The 16,513-nt window shown below is 72.9% G+C and carries 20 protein-coding genes, 1 pseudogene and 1 riboswitch; of the genes and pseudogenes, 12 read left to right on the top strand and 9 right to left on the bottom strand.

The window, feature by feature from the left end; genetic code table 11:
• Window positions 1-93: pseudogene (locus AB0C02_RS23845) on the top strand (phytochelatin synthase); the annotation flags it as partial.
• 142 nt (window positions 94-235) lie between these two features.
• Here the strand turns inward: AB0C02_RS23845 and dusB are convergent.
• The 4 genes from dusB to AB0C02_RS23825 are packed head-to-tail and all read right to left on the bottom strand — an operon-like array spanning window position 236 to window position 3,790.
• Window positions 236-1,408 carry a tRNA dihydrouridine synthase DusB gene (gene dusB / locus AB0C02_RS23840; RefSeq protein WP_357551004.1) on the bottom strand — a complete coding sequence of 391 codons (1,173 nt, stop codon included), beginning with the start codon at window positions 1,406-1,408 and terminating at the stop codon, window positions 236-238.
• 51 nt (window positions 1,409-1,459) lie between these two features.
• A complete protein-coding gene (locus AB0C02_RS23835; RefSeq protein WP_357551003.1) occupies window positions 1,460-2,839 on the bottom strand; it encodes a glycine--tRNA ligase in 1,380 nt (459 codons plus the stop codon).
• 23 nt (window positions 2,840-2,862) lie between these two features.
• Window positions 2,863-3,423, bottom strand: coding sequence for a hypothetical protein (locus tag AB0C02_RS23830; protein ID WP_357551002.1), 561 nt, complete (start codon window positions 3,421-3,423; stop codon window positions 2,863-2,865).
• 25 nt (window positions 3,424-3,448) lie between these two features.
• A complete protein-coding gene (locus AB0C02_RS23825) occupies window positions 3,449-3,790 on the bottom strand; it encodes an antibiotic biosynthesis monooxygenase family protein (RefSeq protein WP_357551001.1) in 342 nt (113 codons plus the stop codon).
• A gap of 27 nt (window positions 3,791-3,817) precedes the next feature.
• Here AB0C02_RS23825 and AB0C02_RS23820 point away from each other — a divergent pair, with 27 nt between their 5' ends.
• The 8 genes from AB0C02_RS23820 (at window position 3,818) to AB0C02_RS23785 (ending at window position 8,491) form a co-directional block, all read left to right on the top strand.
• Window positions 3,818-4,075 carry a DUF6703 family protein gene (locus tag AB0C02_RS23820; protein WP_357551000.1) on the top strand — a complete coding sequence of 86 codons (258 nt, stop codon included), beginning with the start codon at window positions 3,818-3,820 and terminating at the stop codon, window positions 4,073-4,075.
• A gap of 73 nt (window positions 4,076-4,148) precedes the next feature.
• Window positions 4,149-5,090 carry a metal ABC transporter substrate-binding protein gene (locus AB0C02_RS23815; RefSeq protein WP_357550999.1) on the top strand — a complete coding sequence of 314 codons (942 nt, stop codon included), beginning with the start codon at window positions 4,149-4,151 and terminating at the stop codon, window positions 5,088-5,090.
• Window positions 5,091-5,160: 70 nt separating this feature from the next.
• Complete coding sequence (locus AB0C02_RS23810) at window positions 5,161-5,922, top strand: metal ABC transporter ATP-binding protein (RefSeq protein WP_357550998.1); 762 nt, start codon at window positions 5,161-5,163, stop codon at window positions 5,920-5,922.
• Window positions 5,923-5,924: 2 nt separating this feature from the next.
• Window positions 5,925-6,797: a metal ABC transporter permease gene (locus AB0C02_RS23805; RefSeq protein WP_357550997.1), complete on the top strand. Its 873-nt coding sequence runs from the start codon at window positions 5,925-5,927 to the stop codon at window positions 6,795-6,797.
• A 43-nt stretch (window positions 6,798-6,840) separates the two neighbouring features.
• Complete coding sequence (locus tag AB0C02_RS23800; RefSeq protein ID WP_357550996.1) at window positions 6,841-7,140, top strand: metalloregulator ArsR/SmtB family transcription factor; 300 nt, start codon at window positions 6,841-6,843, stop codon at window positions 7,138-7,140.
• A 70-nt stretch (window positions 7,141-7,210) separates the two neighbouring features.
• On the top strand, window positions 7,211-7,603 hold the full coding sequence (locus AB0C02_RS23795; RefSeq protein ID WP_357550995.1) for a transcriptional repressor: 393 nt from the start codon (window positions 7,211-7,213) through the stop codon (window positions 7,601-7,603).
• Between the two features lie 102 nt (window positions 7,604-7,705).
• On the top strand, window positions 7,706-8,311 hold the full coding sequence (locus AB0C02_RS23790; RefSeq protein WP_357550994.1) for a hypothetical protein: 606 nt from the start codon (window positions 7,706-7,708) through the stop codon (window positions 8,309-8,311).
• Between the two features lie 9 nt (window positions 8,312-8,320).
• On the top strand, window positions 8,321-8,491 hold the full coding sequence (locus AB0C02_RS23785; RefSeq protein ID WP_357550993.1) for a hypothetical protein: 171 nt from the start codon (window positions 8,321-8,323) through the stop codon (window positions 8,489-8,491).
• A gap of 110 nt (window positions 8,492-8,601) precedes the next feature.
• Here the strand turns inward: AB0C02_RS23785 and AB0C02_RS23780 are convergent, their stop codons facing one another.
• The 4 genes from AB0C02_RS23780 to AB0C02_RS23765 all read right to left on the bottom strand — a co-directional run bounded on the left by AB0C02_RS23780 (window position 8,602) and on the right by AB0C02_RS23765 (window position 12,872).
• The gene (locus AB0C02_RS23780; RefSeq protein ID WP_357550992.1) at window positions 8,602-10,563 is read right to left on the bottom strand and encodes an acyl-CoA dehydrogenase family protein; all 1,962 of its coding nucleotides are present in this window, start codon (window positions 10,561-10,563) and stop codon (window positions 8,602-8,604) included.
• A 120-nt stretch (window positions 10,564-10,683) separates the two neighbouring features.
• On the bottom strand, window positions 10,684-11,187 hold the full coding sequence (locus AB0C02_RS23775) for a DUF6328 family protein (RefSeq protein ID WP_357550991.1): 504 nt from the start codon (window positions 11,185-11,187) through the stop codon (window positions 10,684-10,686).
• A gap of 79 nt (window positions 11,188-11,266) precedes the next feature.
• Window positions 11,267-12,016 (bottom strand): SIS domain-containing protein, encoded by a 750-nt coding sequence (locus tag AB0C02_RS23770; protein WP_357550990.1) that lies wholly within the window; start codon window positions 12,014-12,016, stop codon window positions 11,267-11,269.
• Between the two features lie 31 nt (window positions 12,017-12,047).
• Window positions 12,048-12,872, bottom strand: a complete 825-nt coding sequence (locus AB0C02_RS23765) for an alpha/beta hydrolase (protein ID WP_357550989.1) — start codon at window positions 12,870-12,872, stop codon at window positions 12,048-12,050.
• An 86-nt stretch (window positions 12,873-12,958) separates the two neighbouring features.
• Window positions 12,959-13,065: riboswitch (TPP riboswitch) on the top strand.
• Between the two features lie 74 nt (window positions 13,066-13,139).
• Between AB0C02_RS23765 and AB0C02_RS23760 the strand changes: the two genes are divergently transcribed.
• From AB0C02_RS23760 to AB0C02_RS23750, 3 genes are read left to right on the top strand one after another with little or no spacing between them, the layout of a single operon-like run.
• Window positions 13,140-13,730 carry an ECF transporter S component gene (locus tag AB0C02_RS23760; protein ID WP_357550988.1) on the top strand — a complete coding sequence of 197 codons (591 nt, stop codon included), beginning with the start codon at window positions 13,140-13,142 and terminating at the stop codon, window positions 13,728-13,730.
• A gap of 7 nt (window positions 13,731-13,737) precedes the next feature.
• Window positions 13,738-15,183 carry an ABC transporter ATP-binding protein gene (locus AB0C02_RS23755; RefSeq protein ID WP_357550987.1) on the top strand — a complete coding sequence of 482 codons (1,446 nt, stop codon included), beginning with the start codon at window positions 13,738-13,740 and terminating at the stop codon, window positions 15,181-15,183.
• Complete coding sequence (locus AB0C02_RS23750) at window positions 15,180-15,980, top strand: energy-coupling factor transporter transmembrane component T (RefSeq protein ID WP_357550986.1); 801 nt, start codon at window positions 15,180-15,182, stop codon at window positions 15,978-15,980. The genes AB0C02_RS23755 and AB0C02_RS23750 overlap by 4 nt, the downstream gene beginning before the upstream one ends.
• A gap of 66 nt (window positions 15,981-16,046) precedes the next feature.
• On the opposite strand, the gene AB0C02_RS23745 is transcribed toward AB0C02_RS23750, so the two are convergent.
• On the bottom strand, window positions 16,047-16,289 hold the full coding sequence (locus tag AB0C02_RS23745) for a hypothetical protein (RefSeq protein ID WP_357550985.1): 243 nt from the start codon (window positions 16,287-16,289) through the stop codon (window positions 16,047-16,049).
• Window positions 16,290-16,513: the final 224 nt, after the last annotated feature.

The raw sequence follows: 16,513 nt of genomic DNA, 5'->3' as shown, positions 1-16,513 counted from the left end.
GCCGACTCCGCCAACCCCAACATGGCCTCCTACAACATCAGCGTGGACAACCTCGCCAACTGGATCGCCACCCGCGGCTACAGCGCCTCCTGACCCACCCACGACAAGGGCCGGCCCCACCAGGGGCCGGCCCTTTCGTCGTCCCGGCACCGACAACTTCGGGGAAGTTGCTGCCTCCCCGCACAGGGAGACAGCAACTTCCCCGAAAGTGTGCGGATCTTGGCCGGCGCGGCGGTCAGCCGCCGGAGTCGTCCAGCTCGGCGCCGTCCGGCGGGGTGTCGTCGTCCCGGCTGGCCAGCCAGCCGTCGGGCAGGAAGACCTTGCCCGGGGAGTTGGTCCGGCCGCGCGGCTGGCCGAGGGCCTCCACCGGGAACGGCACGGCCGGGTCGAGCTTGCCGAGCAGGTCGTCGAGCTGGGCCAGGCTGTCGATCATCGCCAGGGAGCGGCGCAGCTCGCTGCCGATCGGAAAACCCTTGAGGTACCAGGCGACGTGCTTGCGGAAGTCGGTGCAGCCGTCCCGCTCGCCCCGGGCCGGGTTGCGGGCGCCGGCCACGAACTGGTCGACCAGCAGTTCGGCGTGGCGCCGCATGGTCACCGCCACCTCCCCCAGGGTCGGCAGCCGCCGCTCGGGCCGGCCGTTGAAGGCGGCCTCCAGGTCGGCGAAGAGCCACGGCCGGCCCAGACAGCCCCGGCCGATCACCACCCCGTCCACCCCGGTGTGGGCGACCATCCGCAGCGCGTCGTCAGCCTCCCAGATGTCGCCGTTGCCGAGCACCGGCACGTCGAGCGCCTGCTTGAGGGTGGCGATGGCGTCCCAGTCGGCGGTGCCCGAGTAGCGCTGTGCGGCCGTACGCCCGTGCAGGGCGACCGCCGCGACGCCGGCGTCCTGGGCGGCGAGCCCGGCCTCGACGTACGTCAGGTGGTCGTCGTCGATGCCCTTGCGCATCTTGACGGTGACCGGCACCCCGGCGGGTGACGCGGCGTCCACCGCGGCCTTCACCAGCCGGGCGAAGAGCCGGCGCCGCCACGGCAGGGCCGACCCGCCGCCACGCCGGGTGACCTTGGGGACCGGGCAGCCGAAGTTCAGGTCGATGTGGTCGGCGAGATCCCGCTCCACCACGATCCGCACGGCGGCGGCGGTGATCTCCGGGTCGGTGCCGTAGAGCTGGAGGCTGCGGGGCTGCTCCTCGGCGCCGAAGGCGATCATGCGGAGCGTCTTCGGGTTCCGCTCGACCAGCGCCCGGGTGGTGATCATCTCGCACACGTAGATGCCGCCGCCCTGCTCACGGCAGAGCCGGCGGAAGCCGACGTTGGTGATACCGGCCATCGGCGCGAGCACCACCGGCGGCCACACCTGGTGCGGCCCGAGGGTCAACGGGCGCAGCGCGGGCAGGGTCGGGGCGGTCACCGGACAAGTGTACGGGGCCCCGACCGGCGCGGTCGGAGCCCCGTGACCAGCTCAGCAGCCGGGGAGGCGCTCGATCAGGTAGCGCTCGACCTGGTCCAGGGAGATGCGCTCCTGGGCCATGGTGTCGCGGTTGCGCACGGTCACCGCGTTGTCGTCGAGGGTGTCGAAGTCGACCGTGACGCAGAACGGCGTGCCGATCTCGTCCTGCCGGCGGTAGCGGCGGCCGATCGCCTGCGAGTCGTCGAACTCGACCACCCAGCGCTTACGCAGGTCGGCGGCGAGCTGCTTGGCCTTCGGCGAGAGTGCCTCGTTGCGGGACAGCGGCAGCACCGCCACCTTGACCGGGGCCAGCCGCGGGTCGAAACGCATGACGGTGCGCTTGTCCACGCCGCCCTTGGTGTTCGGCGCCTCGTCCTCGTCGTACGCCTCGAGCAGGAAGGCGAGCACCGCGCGGGTCAGGCCGGCGGCCGGCTCGATGACGTACGGGACCCAGCGCTCCTGCTTGGTCTGGTCGAAGTACGACAGGTCGACGCCGGAGTGCTTGCTGTGCGTGGACAGGTCGAAGTCGGTGCGGTTGGCGATGCCCTCCAGCTCGGCGAACTCGGTGCCGCCGAACTGGAACCGGTACTCGATGTCGACCGTGCGCTTCGAGTAGTGGGAGAGCTTCTCCTTCGGGTGCTCGTAGAAGCGCAGGTTGCTCTCCGACAGGCCCAGGTCGAGGTACCAGTTCCAGCGCTCGCTCAGCCAGTACTCGTGCCACTGCTCGTCGGAGCCCGGCTCGACGAAGAACTCCATCTCCATCTGCTCGAACTCGCGCGTACGGAAGATGAAGTTGCCCGGGGTGATCTCGTTGCGGAACGACTTGCCGGTCTGCGCGATGCCGAACGGCGGCTTCTTGCGGGCGACCGTCTCCACGTTCTTGTAGTTGACGAAGATGCCCTGGGCGGTCTCCGGGCGCAGGTAGTGCATGCCCTCGTCGCTCTCCACCGGGCCCAGGAAGGTCTTCATCAGGCCGTTGAACATCTTCGGCTCGGTGAAGGTGCCCTTGTTGCCGCAGTTCGGGCAGTTCAGCTCCGACAGCGAGGCCAGCGGCTTGCCGTGCTTCTCGGCGTACGCCTCCTCCAGGTGGTCGGCGCGGTACCGCTTGTGGCAGGACTGGCACTCGGTCAGCGGGTCGACGAAGGCGTCCAGGTGGCCGGAGGCGGCCCACACGCCGCGGGCCAGGATCACCGCCGAGTCCAGGCCGACGACGTCGTCGCGCTGCTGGACCATGGTCTTCCACCACTGCCGGCGGACGTTCTCCTTCAGCTCCACCCCGAGCGGACCGTAGTCCCACGCCGACCGGGTGCCTCCGTAGATCTCGCTGGACGGGAAGACGAAGCCCCGGCGCTTGGCGAGGCTGACGACGGCGTCGATACGGTCGGCTGGCATGCCAGCACAATACCGGGGCGTGGTCAGCTCACCCCGCAGACCCTGACGGCGCCCGTCTGCTGGTCCGGCGCGAGGGTCACCGTCTGACCCTCCCGCTTGCCGCCCACGAGGGTCACGTCCACCGGCACGGTCAGCGTCTGGACGTCGACCTCGCCCACCCGGTAGCCGGTGATCTGCGGCTCGGTGGCCACCCGCTGCTCGAAATCGGGCCGGGACTCGCGCCGACGGGCGTCGGTGCAGAGTTGGGCGTACGCCTTGGACCAGTCCTTGTCCACCAGCGCCCGGTAGTAGTTGTTGGTGACCGTCCGGCCCTGCTCCTGCGTGGCCTGAGCGCTGCTCACCGCCAGCCCGACGATGGCCAGGCCGCCCCCGCCGCAACAGAGCAGCACGGCGAGCGCGCCGACGCCGAGGCCGAGCCAGAGCCGGGACCGGCCGCCCTCGGTGGGCGGCGCCGCGAAGGGCGGGGCGACCCCGGGACCGGGCGGCGGCGCGGGAACGCCCGGCCCGCCCGGCGGTCCCGGTACCGGCGGCACGCCGGGCGGTACAGGCGGCGGAGGCGGGGCGGCCGGTCCGGGAGCGGTCATACGCGCCAGGGTAGTGCCCCGGGCGTCAGCGGTAGGGACCTGCGGCCCGGTCGCTGGCCAGGACCACCACCTCGCCCTCCGGCCCGGCGCTGGCCAGCGTCTCGTACGCCGACGGCTCGTCGACCGACCGGGCCAGCAGGGGTACGGCGGTGACCTTGACGTCGAAGCCGCCCAGCGCCCGCCGGTACGCCCCGACCGACTCCCACTCGGTGACCAGGCACCAGTGCGTCGGGTCGTCCAGCGCCCGCAGCAACTCCCCGCGCAGGTAGCCGGGGCGGGCCGCGAGCGCGGCGAGGGCGGCGTGCGCCCGTTCGGTGAAATCCGACGCGCCGTCGGCGTCGACCACGAACCGGTTGGTGACCAGCACCGGGTTCCTCCTCGTAGAGTTTATGGGGTGGAGCGTACGCAGAGTCCCGTGCTGGGCCGGCTGGCCCGGCTCAACCCGACGGCGGTGTTCCTGGCCGCGCTGGTCCTGGTCCTGGTGGGCCTCTTCGCGCCGGGCCCGGCGGGCGGGGTGCTGTTGCTCGCGCTGGCCGGGTTGCTGGTGTGGCTGATGACCGTCACCTGGCCGGTGCAGAGGCCGACGACCCGGCTGCTGCGGCTGCTCATGCTGACGCTGTTGATCGCGGTGGCGCTGGTCAAGCTGCTCTGATCCGGCGCGACCGCGCTGACATGCAATCATGCGTTTTTGACAATCAATTTCGTTATCGCGGACAGTTGGTCGTATGAACGTCCGCTCCAGCTCCCGCGCCCTGGCCGCGGCCACCGCGGCCCTGCTCGCCCTCGGCGGCGTCGCCGCCTGCACCAACCAGGGCGGGGGCGGGACCGACCCGGACGGGGTCGACGTGGTGGTGGCCTTCTACCCGCTCCAGTTCCTCGTCGAGCGGGTCGGCGGAGACGCGGTCCGGGCCACCAACCTGGCCCGCCCGGGCGCCGAACCGCACGACCTGGAGCTGAAGCCGCGCCAGGTCGGCCAACTCGTCGACGCGAAGCTGATCGTCTACCTCGCCGGCTTCCAGCCGGCCGTGGACGATGCGGTGGCGCAGAACGGCGGCGACCGGGCATTCGACGTCGCCACCGTGCAGCCGCTGCTGGCCGCGACGGCCGGCGGACACCAGCACGAGGGCGAGGCCGGACACGAGAGCGAGACCGGCGGCAAGGATCCGCACGTCTGGCTCGACCCGACCCGGCTGGCCACCATCGGCGACCGGCTCGCCGAGCAGCTCGGCAGGGTCGCCCCGGACCGGGCTGCCGAGTTCACCGCCCGGGCGGCCGCGCTGCGCGACGAGCTGACGAAGCTGGACGCCGACTACGCGCAGGGCCTGCGGACCTGCCAGCGCCGGGAGATCGTGACCAGCCACACCGCGTTCGGCTATCTGGCCGCCCGCTACCAGCTCGAACAGGTCGGCATCAGCGGCCTCAGCCCCGACGGGGAGCCCTCCCCGCAGCGCCTCGCCGAGGTGTCCCGGGAGGCCCGCGACCACCAGGCCACCACCATCTTCTTCGAGACGCTGGTCAGCCCGAAGGTCGCCGAGACGGTGGCCCGCGAGGTCGGCGCGCAGACCGCCGTGCTCGACCCGATCGAGGGCGCTCCGGCCGACGGCGACTACCTGTCGGCGATGCGTACCAACCTCCAGACCCTGCGGACCGCGTTGGACTGCTCATGAGCGAGCGCAGCGAGCGAATCATCAACACAGTCCCAGCTCATGACGACGCCGACCGCAGGGAGGTGGCGGCATGACCGAACCCGTGATCCAGATCGCGCACGCCGCTGTCGGCTACGACGGGCGGCCGGTGCTGCGGGACGTCTCGCTGACCGTCACCGCCGGCGAGGTGGTCGCCGTGCTCGGCGCCAATGGCTCCGGCAAGTCGACCCTGATCCGCGCAGTGCTCGGCCTGGTGCCGCTCGGCGCCGGGTCGGTCACCCTCTTCGGCACCCCGCGGCGCCGCTTCCGGCAGTGGCACCGCATCGGGTACGTCCCGCAGCGGCTGGGCGCCGGCGGTGGCGTACCGGCCACCGTGCGGGAGGTGGTGGCGTCCGGTCGGCTGGCCCGCCGGGGCGTACTGCGCCCGCCGGGACGGGCCGACCGGGAGGCGGTCGCCGCCGCGCTGCGGGCGGTCGGGCTCGCCGACCGGGCCGGCGACCCGGTCGCCACCCTCTCCGGCGGCCAGCAGCAGCGCACCCTGATCGCCCGGGCCCTGGCCGGTCAGCCGGAGCTGCTGGTGCTCGACGAGCCGACCGCCGGGGTGGACGTGGCCAGCCAGGAGGCGTTCGCCGGGGCGCTGCGCGGCTTCGTCGACGGGGGCGGGACCGTGCTGCTGGTCGCCCACGAACTGGGGCCGCTGCGCCCGCTGATCGGCCGGGCGGTCGTCGTCCACCAGGGCGGCATCGCTCATGACGGCGCGGTGCCGGAACCGGCCGGCCACCACGCCGAGCCCGACCACGACCACGTGCACCCGCACGGTCCCGAGGAGCCCGCCGGGCTGTGGAGCAGGTGAACATGGACCTCTTTCAATACGATTTCATGCTGCGCGCCCTGGTCGGCGCGCTGGTCATCGGGCTGGCCGCCCCGGCGCTCGGCATCTATCTGGTGCAGCGCCGGCTGTCGCTGATCGGCGACGGGATCGGCCACGTGGCGCTCACCGGCGTCGGCGCCGGGCTGCTGCTCAACCGCTCGCCCGTGCTGGTGGCGGTGATCGCGGCGACGCTGGGCGCGATCGTGATCGAGCTGGTCCGCTCGCGCGGGCGTACCTCCGGGGACCTGGCACTGGCGCTGCTCTTCTACGGCGGCATCGCCGGCGGCGTGCTGCTGGTCGGGCTCTCCGACGCCAGCAGCGCCTCGCTCAACTCGTACCTGTTCGGGTCGCTGATCACCACCTCCTCGGCGGACCTGGTGACCATCCTGGTGCTCGGCGTGGTGGTCCTGGTGACCATGCTGGCGCTGCGCCCGGCGCTCTTCGCGGTCTGCCACGACGAGGAGTACGCCCGCGTCTCCGGGCTGCCCGTACGGGCGCTCAACCTGCTCATCGCGGTGGGCACCGCGTGGACGGTGACGATCGCCATGCGGGCGGTCGGGGTGCTGCTGATCAGCGCCCTGATGGTGGTGCCGGTGGCCGCCGCCCAGCAGGTCACCCGGGGCTTCCGGAGCACCATGACGGCGGCGATGGCGCTGGGGCTCTTCGCCGCCGGGACGGGAATCTGGGTGGCCGCCACCGCCGACACCGCCCCGGGCGCCTCGGTGGTGTTGCTGGCCATCGGCTCGTTCCTGGTCATGGCGCTCGTCACCGCGGCCCGGCGGGCGCTGCGTCGCCGGTTCCGCCCGGGCGCCGCACCGGTCGCCGAGCCGCACGAACCGGAGGTGGTACTGCGGTGATCCCGCACCCGCCGATCCTGCTGGCATTGGTTACCGTTACGGGATGACCGCCGCACACGGGTACGACGCCTTCGAGGGCGCGGGTGACCTGCTGCGCGCACTGTCGGCGCCGATCCGGTTGGCGATCGTGAGCGAGCTGGCTCAGGGCGAACGCTGCGTGCACGAGCTGGTGGAGAAGCTCGGTGCCCCGCAGCCCCTGGTCTCCCAGCACCTGCGGGTGCTGCGCGGCGCGGGTGTCGTCCGCGGCTCCCGGCGCGGCCGGGAGATCGCGTACGCCCTGGTGGACGAGCACGTCGCGCACATCGTGGCGGACGCCGTCAGCCACGCCGGGGAGGGGCCATGAGCGAGCGCAGCGAGCGAATCATCAGCGCAGTGACAACTCATGGCGACGCCGACCGCAGGGAGGTGGCGGCATGACCGAAGGAACGCTGCGGAACACAAGGCAGCGTACGGCGGTCAGCGCGCTGCTGGCCGAGGTGGAGGGCTTCCACAGCGCGCAGGAGTTGCACGCGATGCTGCGCCAGCGGGGCGAACGGGTCGGGCTGACCACCGTCTACCGGACGTTGCAAGGGCTCGCCGACGCCGACGAGATCGACGTGATGCGCCCGCCCGGCGGCGAGCACCTCTACCGGCGGTGCAGCGAGGGACACCACCACCACCTGGTCTGCCGGCACTGCGGCCGTACGGTGGAGGTCGCCGGGCCGGCGGTGGAGAGCTGGGCGGATCGGGTCGCCGCCGAGCACGGGTACGCCGAGGTCAGCCACACCCTGGAGATCTTTGGCACCTGCCCGGCCTGTACCGGCTGACAAATCCGCCCCTGCGACAGCTCCAGCTCGGCGCGTCTGTCGCCGCGCCGCGACCTGGAGCCGTCGGTGCCGCGACGCCCGGATCGTGGCACGCTGTCCGACGTGAAGATCTACGCTGATCGTTTTCCGACCGCCCTCCGTCAGCTCCTCACCGATCTGTTCGTGGTCGTCTGGGTGTACGCGGCGATCCGCTTCGCGCTCTGGCTGTACGACGCGATCGAGAGCCTCGCCGTACCCGGGCAGAAGCTGGAGGGCGCCGGCGGCGGCCTCGCCGACAGCCTGGCCGACGCCGGCGGCAAGGTCGGCCGGGTGCCGCTGGTCGGCGACGAGCTGACCGCCCCCTTCGCCCGGGCCGCCGACGCCGCACGCGCGGTCGCCCAGGCCGGCCGCGACCAGCAGGAACTCATCAGCCAGCTCGCCCTCGGGCTGAGCATCGCGGTGCTGATCCTCCCGCTCGGCCTGGTCCTCGTCGGCTGGCTGCCGCTGCGGCTGCGCTGGATCCGCCGCGCCGGCGCGGCGAAGGCCCTCGCGACCGCCCCCGCCGGGCGGGACCTGCTGGCCCTGCGCGCGCTCGCCGGTCAGCCGCTCGGGCGACTGGCCCGGATCGCCCCCGACGTGGCCGAGGCGTGGCGGCGCGGCGACGACGCGACCGTCGACGCGCTCGCCGCCCTGGAACTGGGCAGACTCGGCCTGAAGGCCGGCCGCTAAGGTGTGGCGGTGCTGTATTTCCTGATCGCCGTCGCCATGCTGCTGCTGGTGTACGCGGGCGTCCTGGTGAGCTTCGTGCGCAAGGGCCGCAAGATCCCGCCCGTCGCGTACCTGGTGCTGGCCGCGTTGAACGGGCTCATCCTGGCCGGCGTGCTGGCCTGGGCGATCGCCGCTCGCTGACCCGGCTGTTCTGAGCAGCTTGCCTTGGTGAGCGGTATGCCTGTGAGTCACATTCATGACCCGGAGGCATACCGTTCAACACAGTCACACTCTGTGCCGGACGGCCGAGGTCACCGCTGGGGTGGGATGCGGCGGCGGACGTCCTGCGCCGTGGAGGGGCCGGGCTGCCAGGGGGCCACCCAGGGGTGGTCGGCCGGCGGGGTGACCACCCCGTCCTCCAGCGCGGCGTACCGGCCGGCGAGAATCCGCTTCGCGGCCGTCACATCCAGCGAGTCGGTGTTGGACCAGAGCGCGGTGAACAGCTCGTCGACCCGCAGCCGGGCCTGCCGGCAGAACAGGTCGGCCAGCTCGACGTGCTCCGGGTGCTCCGGCCGCTCGGCGATGGCCCGTACGCAGACCGCGGACATCGCGAACAGCTCCGCGCCGATGTCCACCACCCGGCCGAGGAACGCCTGCTTGCGCTCCATCTTCCCCTGCCAGCGGGACATCGCGTAGAAGGTGGACCGGGCCAGCTTGCGGGAGGCGCGCTCGACGTGCCGCAGGTGCCCGGCGAGCAGGCCGAACTCGGCGTACGCCCCGGGCGCCTGCCCCCGACCGACGGCGAGCGTGGGCAGCCATTTCGCGTAGAAGACGCCGGCCCGGGCACCCGCCCTGGCCTTGCGGCCGAGCCCGGCGTCCGGGTCGATGATGTCGCCGGCCACCGAGAGGTGCGCGTCGACCGCCTCCCGGGCGATCAGCAGGTGCATGATCTCGGTGGAGCCCTCGAAGATCCGGTTGATCCGCAGGTCGCGCAGGAGTTGCTCGACCGCGGCCGGCCGCTCGCCCCGGGCGGCCAGCGACTCGGCCGTCTCGTAGCCGCGACCGCCCCGGATCTGGATCAGCTCGTCAGCGATCTTCCAGGCCATCTCGCTGGCGTAGAGCTTGACCAGCGCCGCCTCGATCCGGATGTCGTTGCGGTCGTCGTCGGCGAGCAGGCAGCACAGGTCGAGCATGCTCTCCATGCCGTACGTGGTGGCGGCGATGAAGGCCAGCTTCTTGGCGACCGCCTCGTGCTCGCCGACCGGCCGGCCCCACTGGACCCGGTCGGCGGCCCACTCCCGGGCCACGTTCAGCGACCACTTGCCGGCGCCGACGCACATGGCCGGCAGCGAGAGCCGCCCGGTGTTCAGCGTGGTCAGAGCGATCTTGAGCCCCTTGCCCTCGCCGCCGATCACGTTCTCCTTCGGCACGAAGACGTCGTGGAACCGGGTGAGGCTGTTCTCCAGGCCGCGCAGGCCGACGAAGGCGTTGCGCCGCTCGACGGTGATGCCCTCGCTGTCGCCCTCCACCACGAAGGCGGTGATCCCGCCGCGCCGCCCCTCGGCGGCCGGCACCCGGGCCATCACCACCAGCAGGGTGGCGACCGTGCCGTTGGTGGCCCAGAGCTTCACCCCGTTGAGCCGGTAGCCGGCGCCGTCGGCCGTAGGCTCGGCGGTGGTGGCCAGCCGGGCCGGGTCGGAGCCGACGTCCGGCTCGGTGAGCAGGAACGCGGAGACCTCACCGGCGGCCAGCCGGGGCAGGAAGCGCTGCTTCTGCTCGGGCGTGCCGAACATCTTCAGCGGCTGCGGCACCCCGATCGACTGGTGCGCGGAGAGCAGCGCGCCGATGGCCGGACTGACCGAGCCGGCCCGCATCAGCGCCCGGCAGTAGTGCAGGTTGCTCAGCCCGAGGCCGCCGTACTTCCGGTCGATCTTCATGCCGAAGGCGCCCAGCCGGGCCAGCCCGTGGAACACCTCGTCCGGGATGTGCGCGTCGCGCTCGATGGCGACGCCGTCCACCTCGGAGTCCAGGTACGCCCCGAACGTGCCGAGGAACTCCTCGGCGCGGGCGACGTCGCCCGGGTCGGAGCGCGGCCACGGGTCGATCAGGTCGAGGCGGAACCGGCCGAGGAAGAGTTCCTTGCCGAAGCTGGGCCGGTCCCAGGTTGTCTCGCGGGCCGCCTCGGCGACCTGGCGGGCCTCCTTCTCGGAGACCTGGCCGGTGGGGCCGGACGTGCCTGCGGGATCGGGCCGGCTGTTCTGTGTCGCGGTCACGGCTGCCTCCTGGAGACCTCGGTCCGGCTGCGTCGACGTGCTCGACAAAATCGACGCTACCCCCGGGTATTACCCAGAGGTAGCCTTCGCTGCGCGTCCGATTTGGCGCAACTGGCGCGGTCAGTCGCCGGGCAGCACCTGCGGGGTGTCGTCCTCGTCGTCGATGGCGTCGCCCCAGTTGCGCCGGGCGGCCAGCGGCAGGGCCAGCCAGAATGCCAGGAACCACGCCCCGGTGACCCCGGTCAGCACCAGGGCCATCGGCCGGCCCAGCACGAAGTCCGTGATCAGCAGGACCGCGCTGACCATCGCGATCAGCATGAAGGCCAGGCCACCGACGGCCACCCGGTGGGCGAACCGGACCAGCTCCGGCTTGCGGCCCTGCCGGAACAGCGCCCGGTGGAAGGCGACCGGCGAAATGATCATCGCGGTGGCTGCGGCGGCGGCCAGCAGGGCGACGATGTAGACGTCCTTCTGGAAGTCGGTGGTCCGCGGGAAACCGTTGCTGAACGGCAGGGTGAGCAGGAAGGCGAAGAGGATCTGCACGCCGGTCTGCGTCACCCGCAGTTCCTGGAGCAGGTCGGCGAAGTTGCGCTGCCAACGCTGCTTCTCGGTCTCCTTCGACAAGCGCCACCTCCCGCCGCATGGCCGCACTGCCGGCGAGGAGTTCCGTCGGCAGTAACGCCTATCCCCGGTCCGGGGCGGTTCACGCCCCCCGGCGGATCCGGCCGGCGTAGCGGGCCTCCAACTCGGCGTTGTGCTCGTCGCCGCCGGTGATGTTCGCCGACAGGTAGACCGGGGGCCGCTCCCCCACCGCGAGCAGCCGGGCCACCACCTCCGCCACGATCTGCTGCGCCAGCAGCGCGGCGGTGATCGAGGAAACCGCGCCGACCGCGCCGCCGCCGGGCAGCGCCAGGGTGGCGTCGCCGTACGGGGCGCCGTTGTCGAGCACCACCTCGGCGAAGTCGGCCAGCTTGCGACCGGACGGGTGACGCGAGGTCATCCGGGCCGAGTGCGCGGCCGACGTGATCGCGACCAGTCCGTGCCCGCGCTCCTTGACGATCGACGCGAACTCCACCATCGCCCCGTTCACACCGGAGTTGGAGGCGAGCACGAACACGTCCTGCGGGCGCACCGGGGCCAGTTCGTAGAGGCGGTGCGCCACGGCGGGCTCGCGTTCCAGCTTCGGGCCGAGCACCTCGGCCGGCTCACCGCCGTAGAGCACCAGGTCGCGCAGCGCGATCCGGTTGGTGGGCACCAGCCCGCCGGCCCGGCCGGCGATCTCCATCGCCAAGGCCTCCGAGTGGCCGGTGCCGAACGCGTGGATCACCCCGCCGGCGCGCAGCGACTCCGCGATCAGGTCCGCCGCCCGACCGACCCCCTCCCGCTGGCCGGCGGCCACCCGGCCGATCGTCTCGGTCACCACCGTCAGATAAGCCTCGGCGCTCACCGTCATGTCTCCTCCGTCCGTCGCCCGGTGGTCACGGTCACCGGACGACCCGGGCGAGGATCGTCTCGGCCAGCGGGGCGGGCGCCTCGTCGGGGATCCAGTGGCTGACGCCGGCCAGCTCGACGAGGCGGTAATCGCCCGTGACGTGGGCGGCGCACGCCTCGGCGGCGGTCCGGCCGATCGCCATGTCCCGGTCGCTCCAGACGAACGTGGTCGGCACGCCCACCGGCCCGACCGCCTTCAGGTCGGCCCCGGTCATGGCCCGGTACCAGTTCAGCGCGGCGGTCAGCGCGCCCGGCTCGCGCATCGGGTCGGCGTACCGGGCCACCCGCGCGGCATCGCCCACTGCGCCGAGCATCCGCCGCAGCGCGGTCGCGCGCAGCGACAGCAGCACCTTCTCCGCCCTGCCCGGCTTACGAAACAACGCGATGTAGGCGGAGCGGGCCTTCTGCCGCGGGTCGGTGGCGAGCGCGTGCGCCATCGCCGCCGGGTGCGGCACCGACACGGCGATCAGGTTGCGGACCCGCTCCGGGTGCGCCGCCGCCAGCCCCCAGGCCACGATGGCGCCCCAGTCGTGCCCGACCACGTGCGCGTCCGTCACGCCCAGCGCGTCGAGCACGCCGGCCGCGTCGGCCACCAACTCCGGGATCCGGTACGCCTCGACCGGCGCCGGCCGCGCCCCCGGCGAGTAGCCGCGCTGGTCGAGTGCGTACGTGCGCAGCCCGGCGGCGTGCAGCACAGGCACCACGTCGTCCCACTCGCCGCCGTGCTGCGGGAAGCCGTGCAACAGCAGGACGGGGACGCCGCCCGGTGGGCCGCCCGTGCGCACCTGGAACGTCAGACCCCGCACGTCGACCTGCATGATTGGGTAGCCTACCCAGCCACATCGATCCCCGGTTCCCGGCTGGGCCGACGACCTGGTGCGGTGCTAGCGTCTGGAGACAATTTCACATCCGACAGGGGAGCGCACAGCGCTGAGAGTGCGGGCCGGTGCCCGCAGACCCTCGAACCTGATCTGGGTAATGCCAGCGCAGGGAGTTCGGTCGACCTCCAGCCGCGCCGCCGTCCGGTGGCACCGGACGCGGCGTGCGTCTTCTCCTGGTTCGTACCACTGGACTGGGAGCGATTCATGACTCACACCGACAGCAACCGCTGGCGCACGATCGACATCGTCGTCGCCTCGGTGATCGCCGTCGCCTTCGGCGTCATCTTCTGGGCCTGGAATCTGGTCTGGAGCGCCACCAGCGCCGCCTTCGCCTTCTTCCCGCCGGCGCACACCCTCATCTACGGGATGTGGCTGGTGCCGGCGGTCCTCGGCGGCCTGGTGATCCGCAAGCCCGGCGCCTCGCTGTACTGCGAGCTGGTGGCCTCGATCGTCTCCGCGCTGCTGGGCAGCCAGTGGGGCGGCATCACCATCGTGCAGGGTCTGACGCAGGGCATCGGCGCCGAACTGGCCTTCGCTGCGTTCCGCTACCGCTCGTACCGCCTGCCGGCCGCCGTGCTCGCCGGCGCGCTGACCGGTCTGACCGCGGCGATCTTCGACTTCGTCTACTGGAACAAGGCCACCGACCTGGTCACCTACCGCATCCCGTACGCGCTGCTGACGATCGTGAGCGCCGCCGTGATCGCCGGTGCCGGTGCCTGGTACCTCACCCGTGCCCTGGCCAACACCGGCGTCCTCGACCGCTTCCCCGCCGGCCGCAACCGACCCGCCGTCTGACAACAAAATGGGCGCGGTGGTGTTGCGGGGGTTCGGGTGGCGGCACGCGGGGCGGAAGCGGTGGGCGGTGCGCGGGGTGGACCTGCGCGTCGAGGCCGGGGAGCGGGTGTTGCTGCTCGGGCCCTCGGGTGCCGGGAAGAGCACCCTGCTCGCGGCGCTCGCCGGGCTGCTGCCGGAGGACTCCGGCGAGCAGGAGGGCACCATCGAGGTGGACGGGCTCGACCCGCGTAAGGCCCGGGAGCGGGTCGGCGTCGTCTTCCAGGACCCGGAGACCCAGCTGGTGATGGCGCGCTGCGGCGACGACGTGGCGTTCGGGCTCGAGAACCGTGGCGTACCCGGCGAGGAGATCTGGCCCCGGGTGGACGAGGCGCTGCGCCGGGTCGGCTTCCCGTACCACCGGGACCGGCCCACCGCCGCGCTGTCCGGCGGCGAGCAGCAGCGGCTCGCGCTGGCCGGGGCGCTCGCCCTGCGGCCCGGGCTGCTGCTGCTCGACGAACCGACCGCCAACCTCGACCCGGCCGGCGCCACGCTGATCCGGCAGGCCGTCCGGGACGCCCTCGACGCCGACACCACGCTGGTCCTGGTCGAGCACCGGGTCGCCGAGGCACTACCGCTGGTCGACCGGGTGGTCGTGCTGGAGCCCGGCGGCGGCGTGCGGGCCGACGGCCCACCCGCCGCGGTCTTCGCGGCGCACGGCGACGCGCTCGCCGACGCCGGGGTCTGGGTGCCCGACCGGGCCGTGCCGCACCGACCCGCCAGCACGCCGGCCGGACCGCCGCTGATCACCGCCGACCGGCTCGGCCTGCCGCCCCGGCTGGCCCCCACCGATTTTCTGGTACGTGCCGGCGAGGCGCTCGCCGTCCTCGGCCCGAACGGCGTCGGCAAGTCCACCCTGGCCCTGCTCCTGGGCGGCCTGCTCCGTCCCGGCACCGGCACAGTCACCGCCACCGCCGAGCTGGCCGGCCGGGATGCCGGCACCGCCCCGCACCGCTGGCGGGCGCCGGCCCTGGCCCGGCGGATCGGCTCGGTCTTCCAGGACCCGGAGCACCAGTTCGTCACCAACACCGTCTTCGACGAGCTGGCGCTCGGCCCGCGCCGGACCGGCCAGCCCGAAGCGGCGGTACGGTCCACCGTGGACGGGCTGCTGGAGCGGCTGCGGCTGGCCCGGTTGGCCGGGGCGAACCCGTACACCCTCTCCGGCGGGGAGGCACGGCGGCTGAGCGTGGCGACCGCGCTGGCCACCGCACCCCGCCTGCTGATCTGCGACGAACCCACCTTCGGCCAGGACCGGCGGACCTGGCTGGAACTGGTCGACCTGCTCGCCGAGCTGCGCGACGCCGGCCACGGCGTCGTCGCGGTCACCCACGACCCGGACTTCGTCGCCGCGCTGGCCGACCGCACCGTCACCCTGCAACGGCCAGTGAGCGGCCCCGACCGCGGGGACCGGCCGTGATCGGCATGGCGCCGGTCGCCGCGCCCGGGGCGCCGCTGGCCCGGCGCAATCCCGTGGCGAAACTGGCCGCCGCGCTGGTCTTCTCGTTCATCCTGATCGCCACCCTGGATCCGGTGGCCCCGGCAATCGCCATCGCGATCGAGCTGGCCGTGCTGCCGCTGTTCGGCGTCCGCTACCGAGTGTTGGCCCGGCGGGCCTGGCCGTTGCTGGCCAGCGCCAGCGGCATCCTGGTCACCCTGGTGCTGTTCGCCGCCGATCGCTCCGGGCGGGTGCTGGTCGAGGCCGGCCCGATCCTGGTCACCGAGGGCGTGTTGGTCACCACGCTGGGGCTGGTGCTGCGCATGCTCGCGGTGGCGCTGCCCGGGATCGTCGTCTTCGCCACCACCGACGCCACCGACCTGGCCGACGCGCTGGTCCAGAACGCCAAGGCACCGGCCCGGTTCGCCATCGGCGCGCTGGCCGCGTTCCGGCTGGTGCCGCTGCTCGAACAGGAGTGGCGGATGATCAGCATGGCGCGCCGGGCCCGGGGCGTGGACGCCGGTCGGAATCCGGTCGCCCGGCTGCGGCTGTTCGTGTCGACGGCGTTCGCCCTGCTGGTCGGGGCGATCCGGCGGGGCACCCGGTTGGCGGTGGCGATGGACGCCCGCGGCTTCGACGCCGGAATTCCGCGTACGGTCGCCCGGCGGCAGCATTTCACCCGGGCCGACGGTCTGCTGGTGGCCGGTGCGGCGATGCTGGCCGGCGCTGCGCTGACCGTCAGCATCGTGCTCGGCACCTTCCGCCCACTGATCGGCTGACCACCCGACCCGTGGCTTCGGGTGCGGTTGTCGTCGCCGGAGTGACGGCAACCGCACCCGGAGACCTCAGCTGCGCCGGAAGGCGTAGAACCGGTTCTGGCCGGCGCGCTGGCCGCGGCCGGAAATCCGGGCCTCCCGGCCGACCGGTGGGCCAGCCTTCGGCGCGGGCGGGGTGTCGGTCCGGTCCGGCAGGGTCACCTTGGCCGGGGGCGCCACCTCCAGCGCGGCGAGGTCCGGCGGGGTCACGTCCATCAGGGACGGCTTCGGCGCGGGCGTACGGGACTTCTTCGGGTTGCGCTTGGCAGGCATACGCGGCCTCCTGACTGTCTCCGGCGCCGGGTGGCGCGGCGAATGGGCAGGCCCCGGCGGGTCCGATCAAGAGGAAACACCGCGACGACGGCGGTGCAGCACCATGCGGACGCCCGGAGCAGACAGGTCCGCGGCACGAACGGGCGGCGGACCGGGGCTCGGAAGAAGGGGCGTCAGTTACGCATACCGGTACGCTAACCGGCCGCCACCGCTCCCGCACCCGA

This window comes from Micromonospora sp. NPDC048999 (assembly GCF_040649295.1).
Taxonomy (GTDB): Bacteria; Actinomycetota; Actinomycetes; order Mycobacteriales; family Micromonosporaceae; genus Micromonospora.
This window is presented reverse-complemented; position numbering and strand designations above follow the sequence as displayed.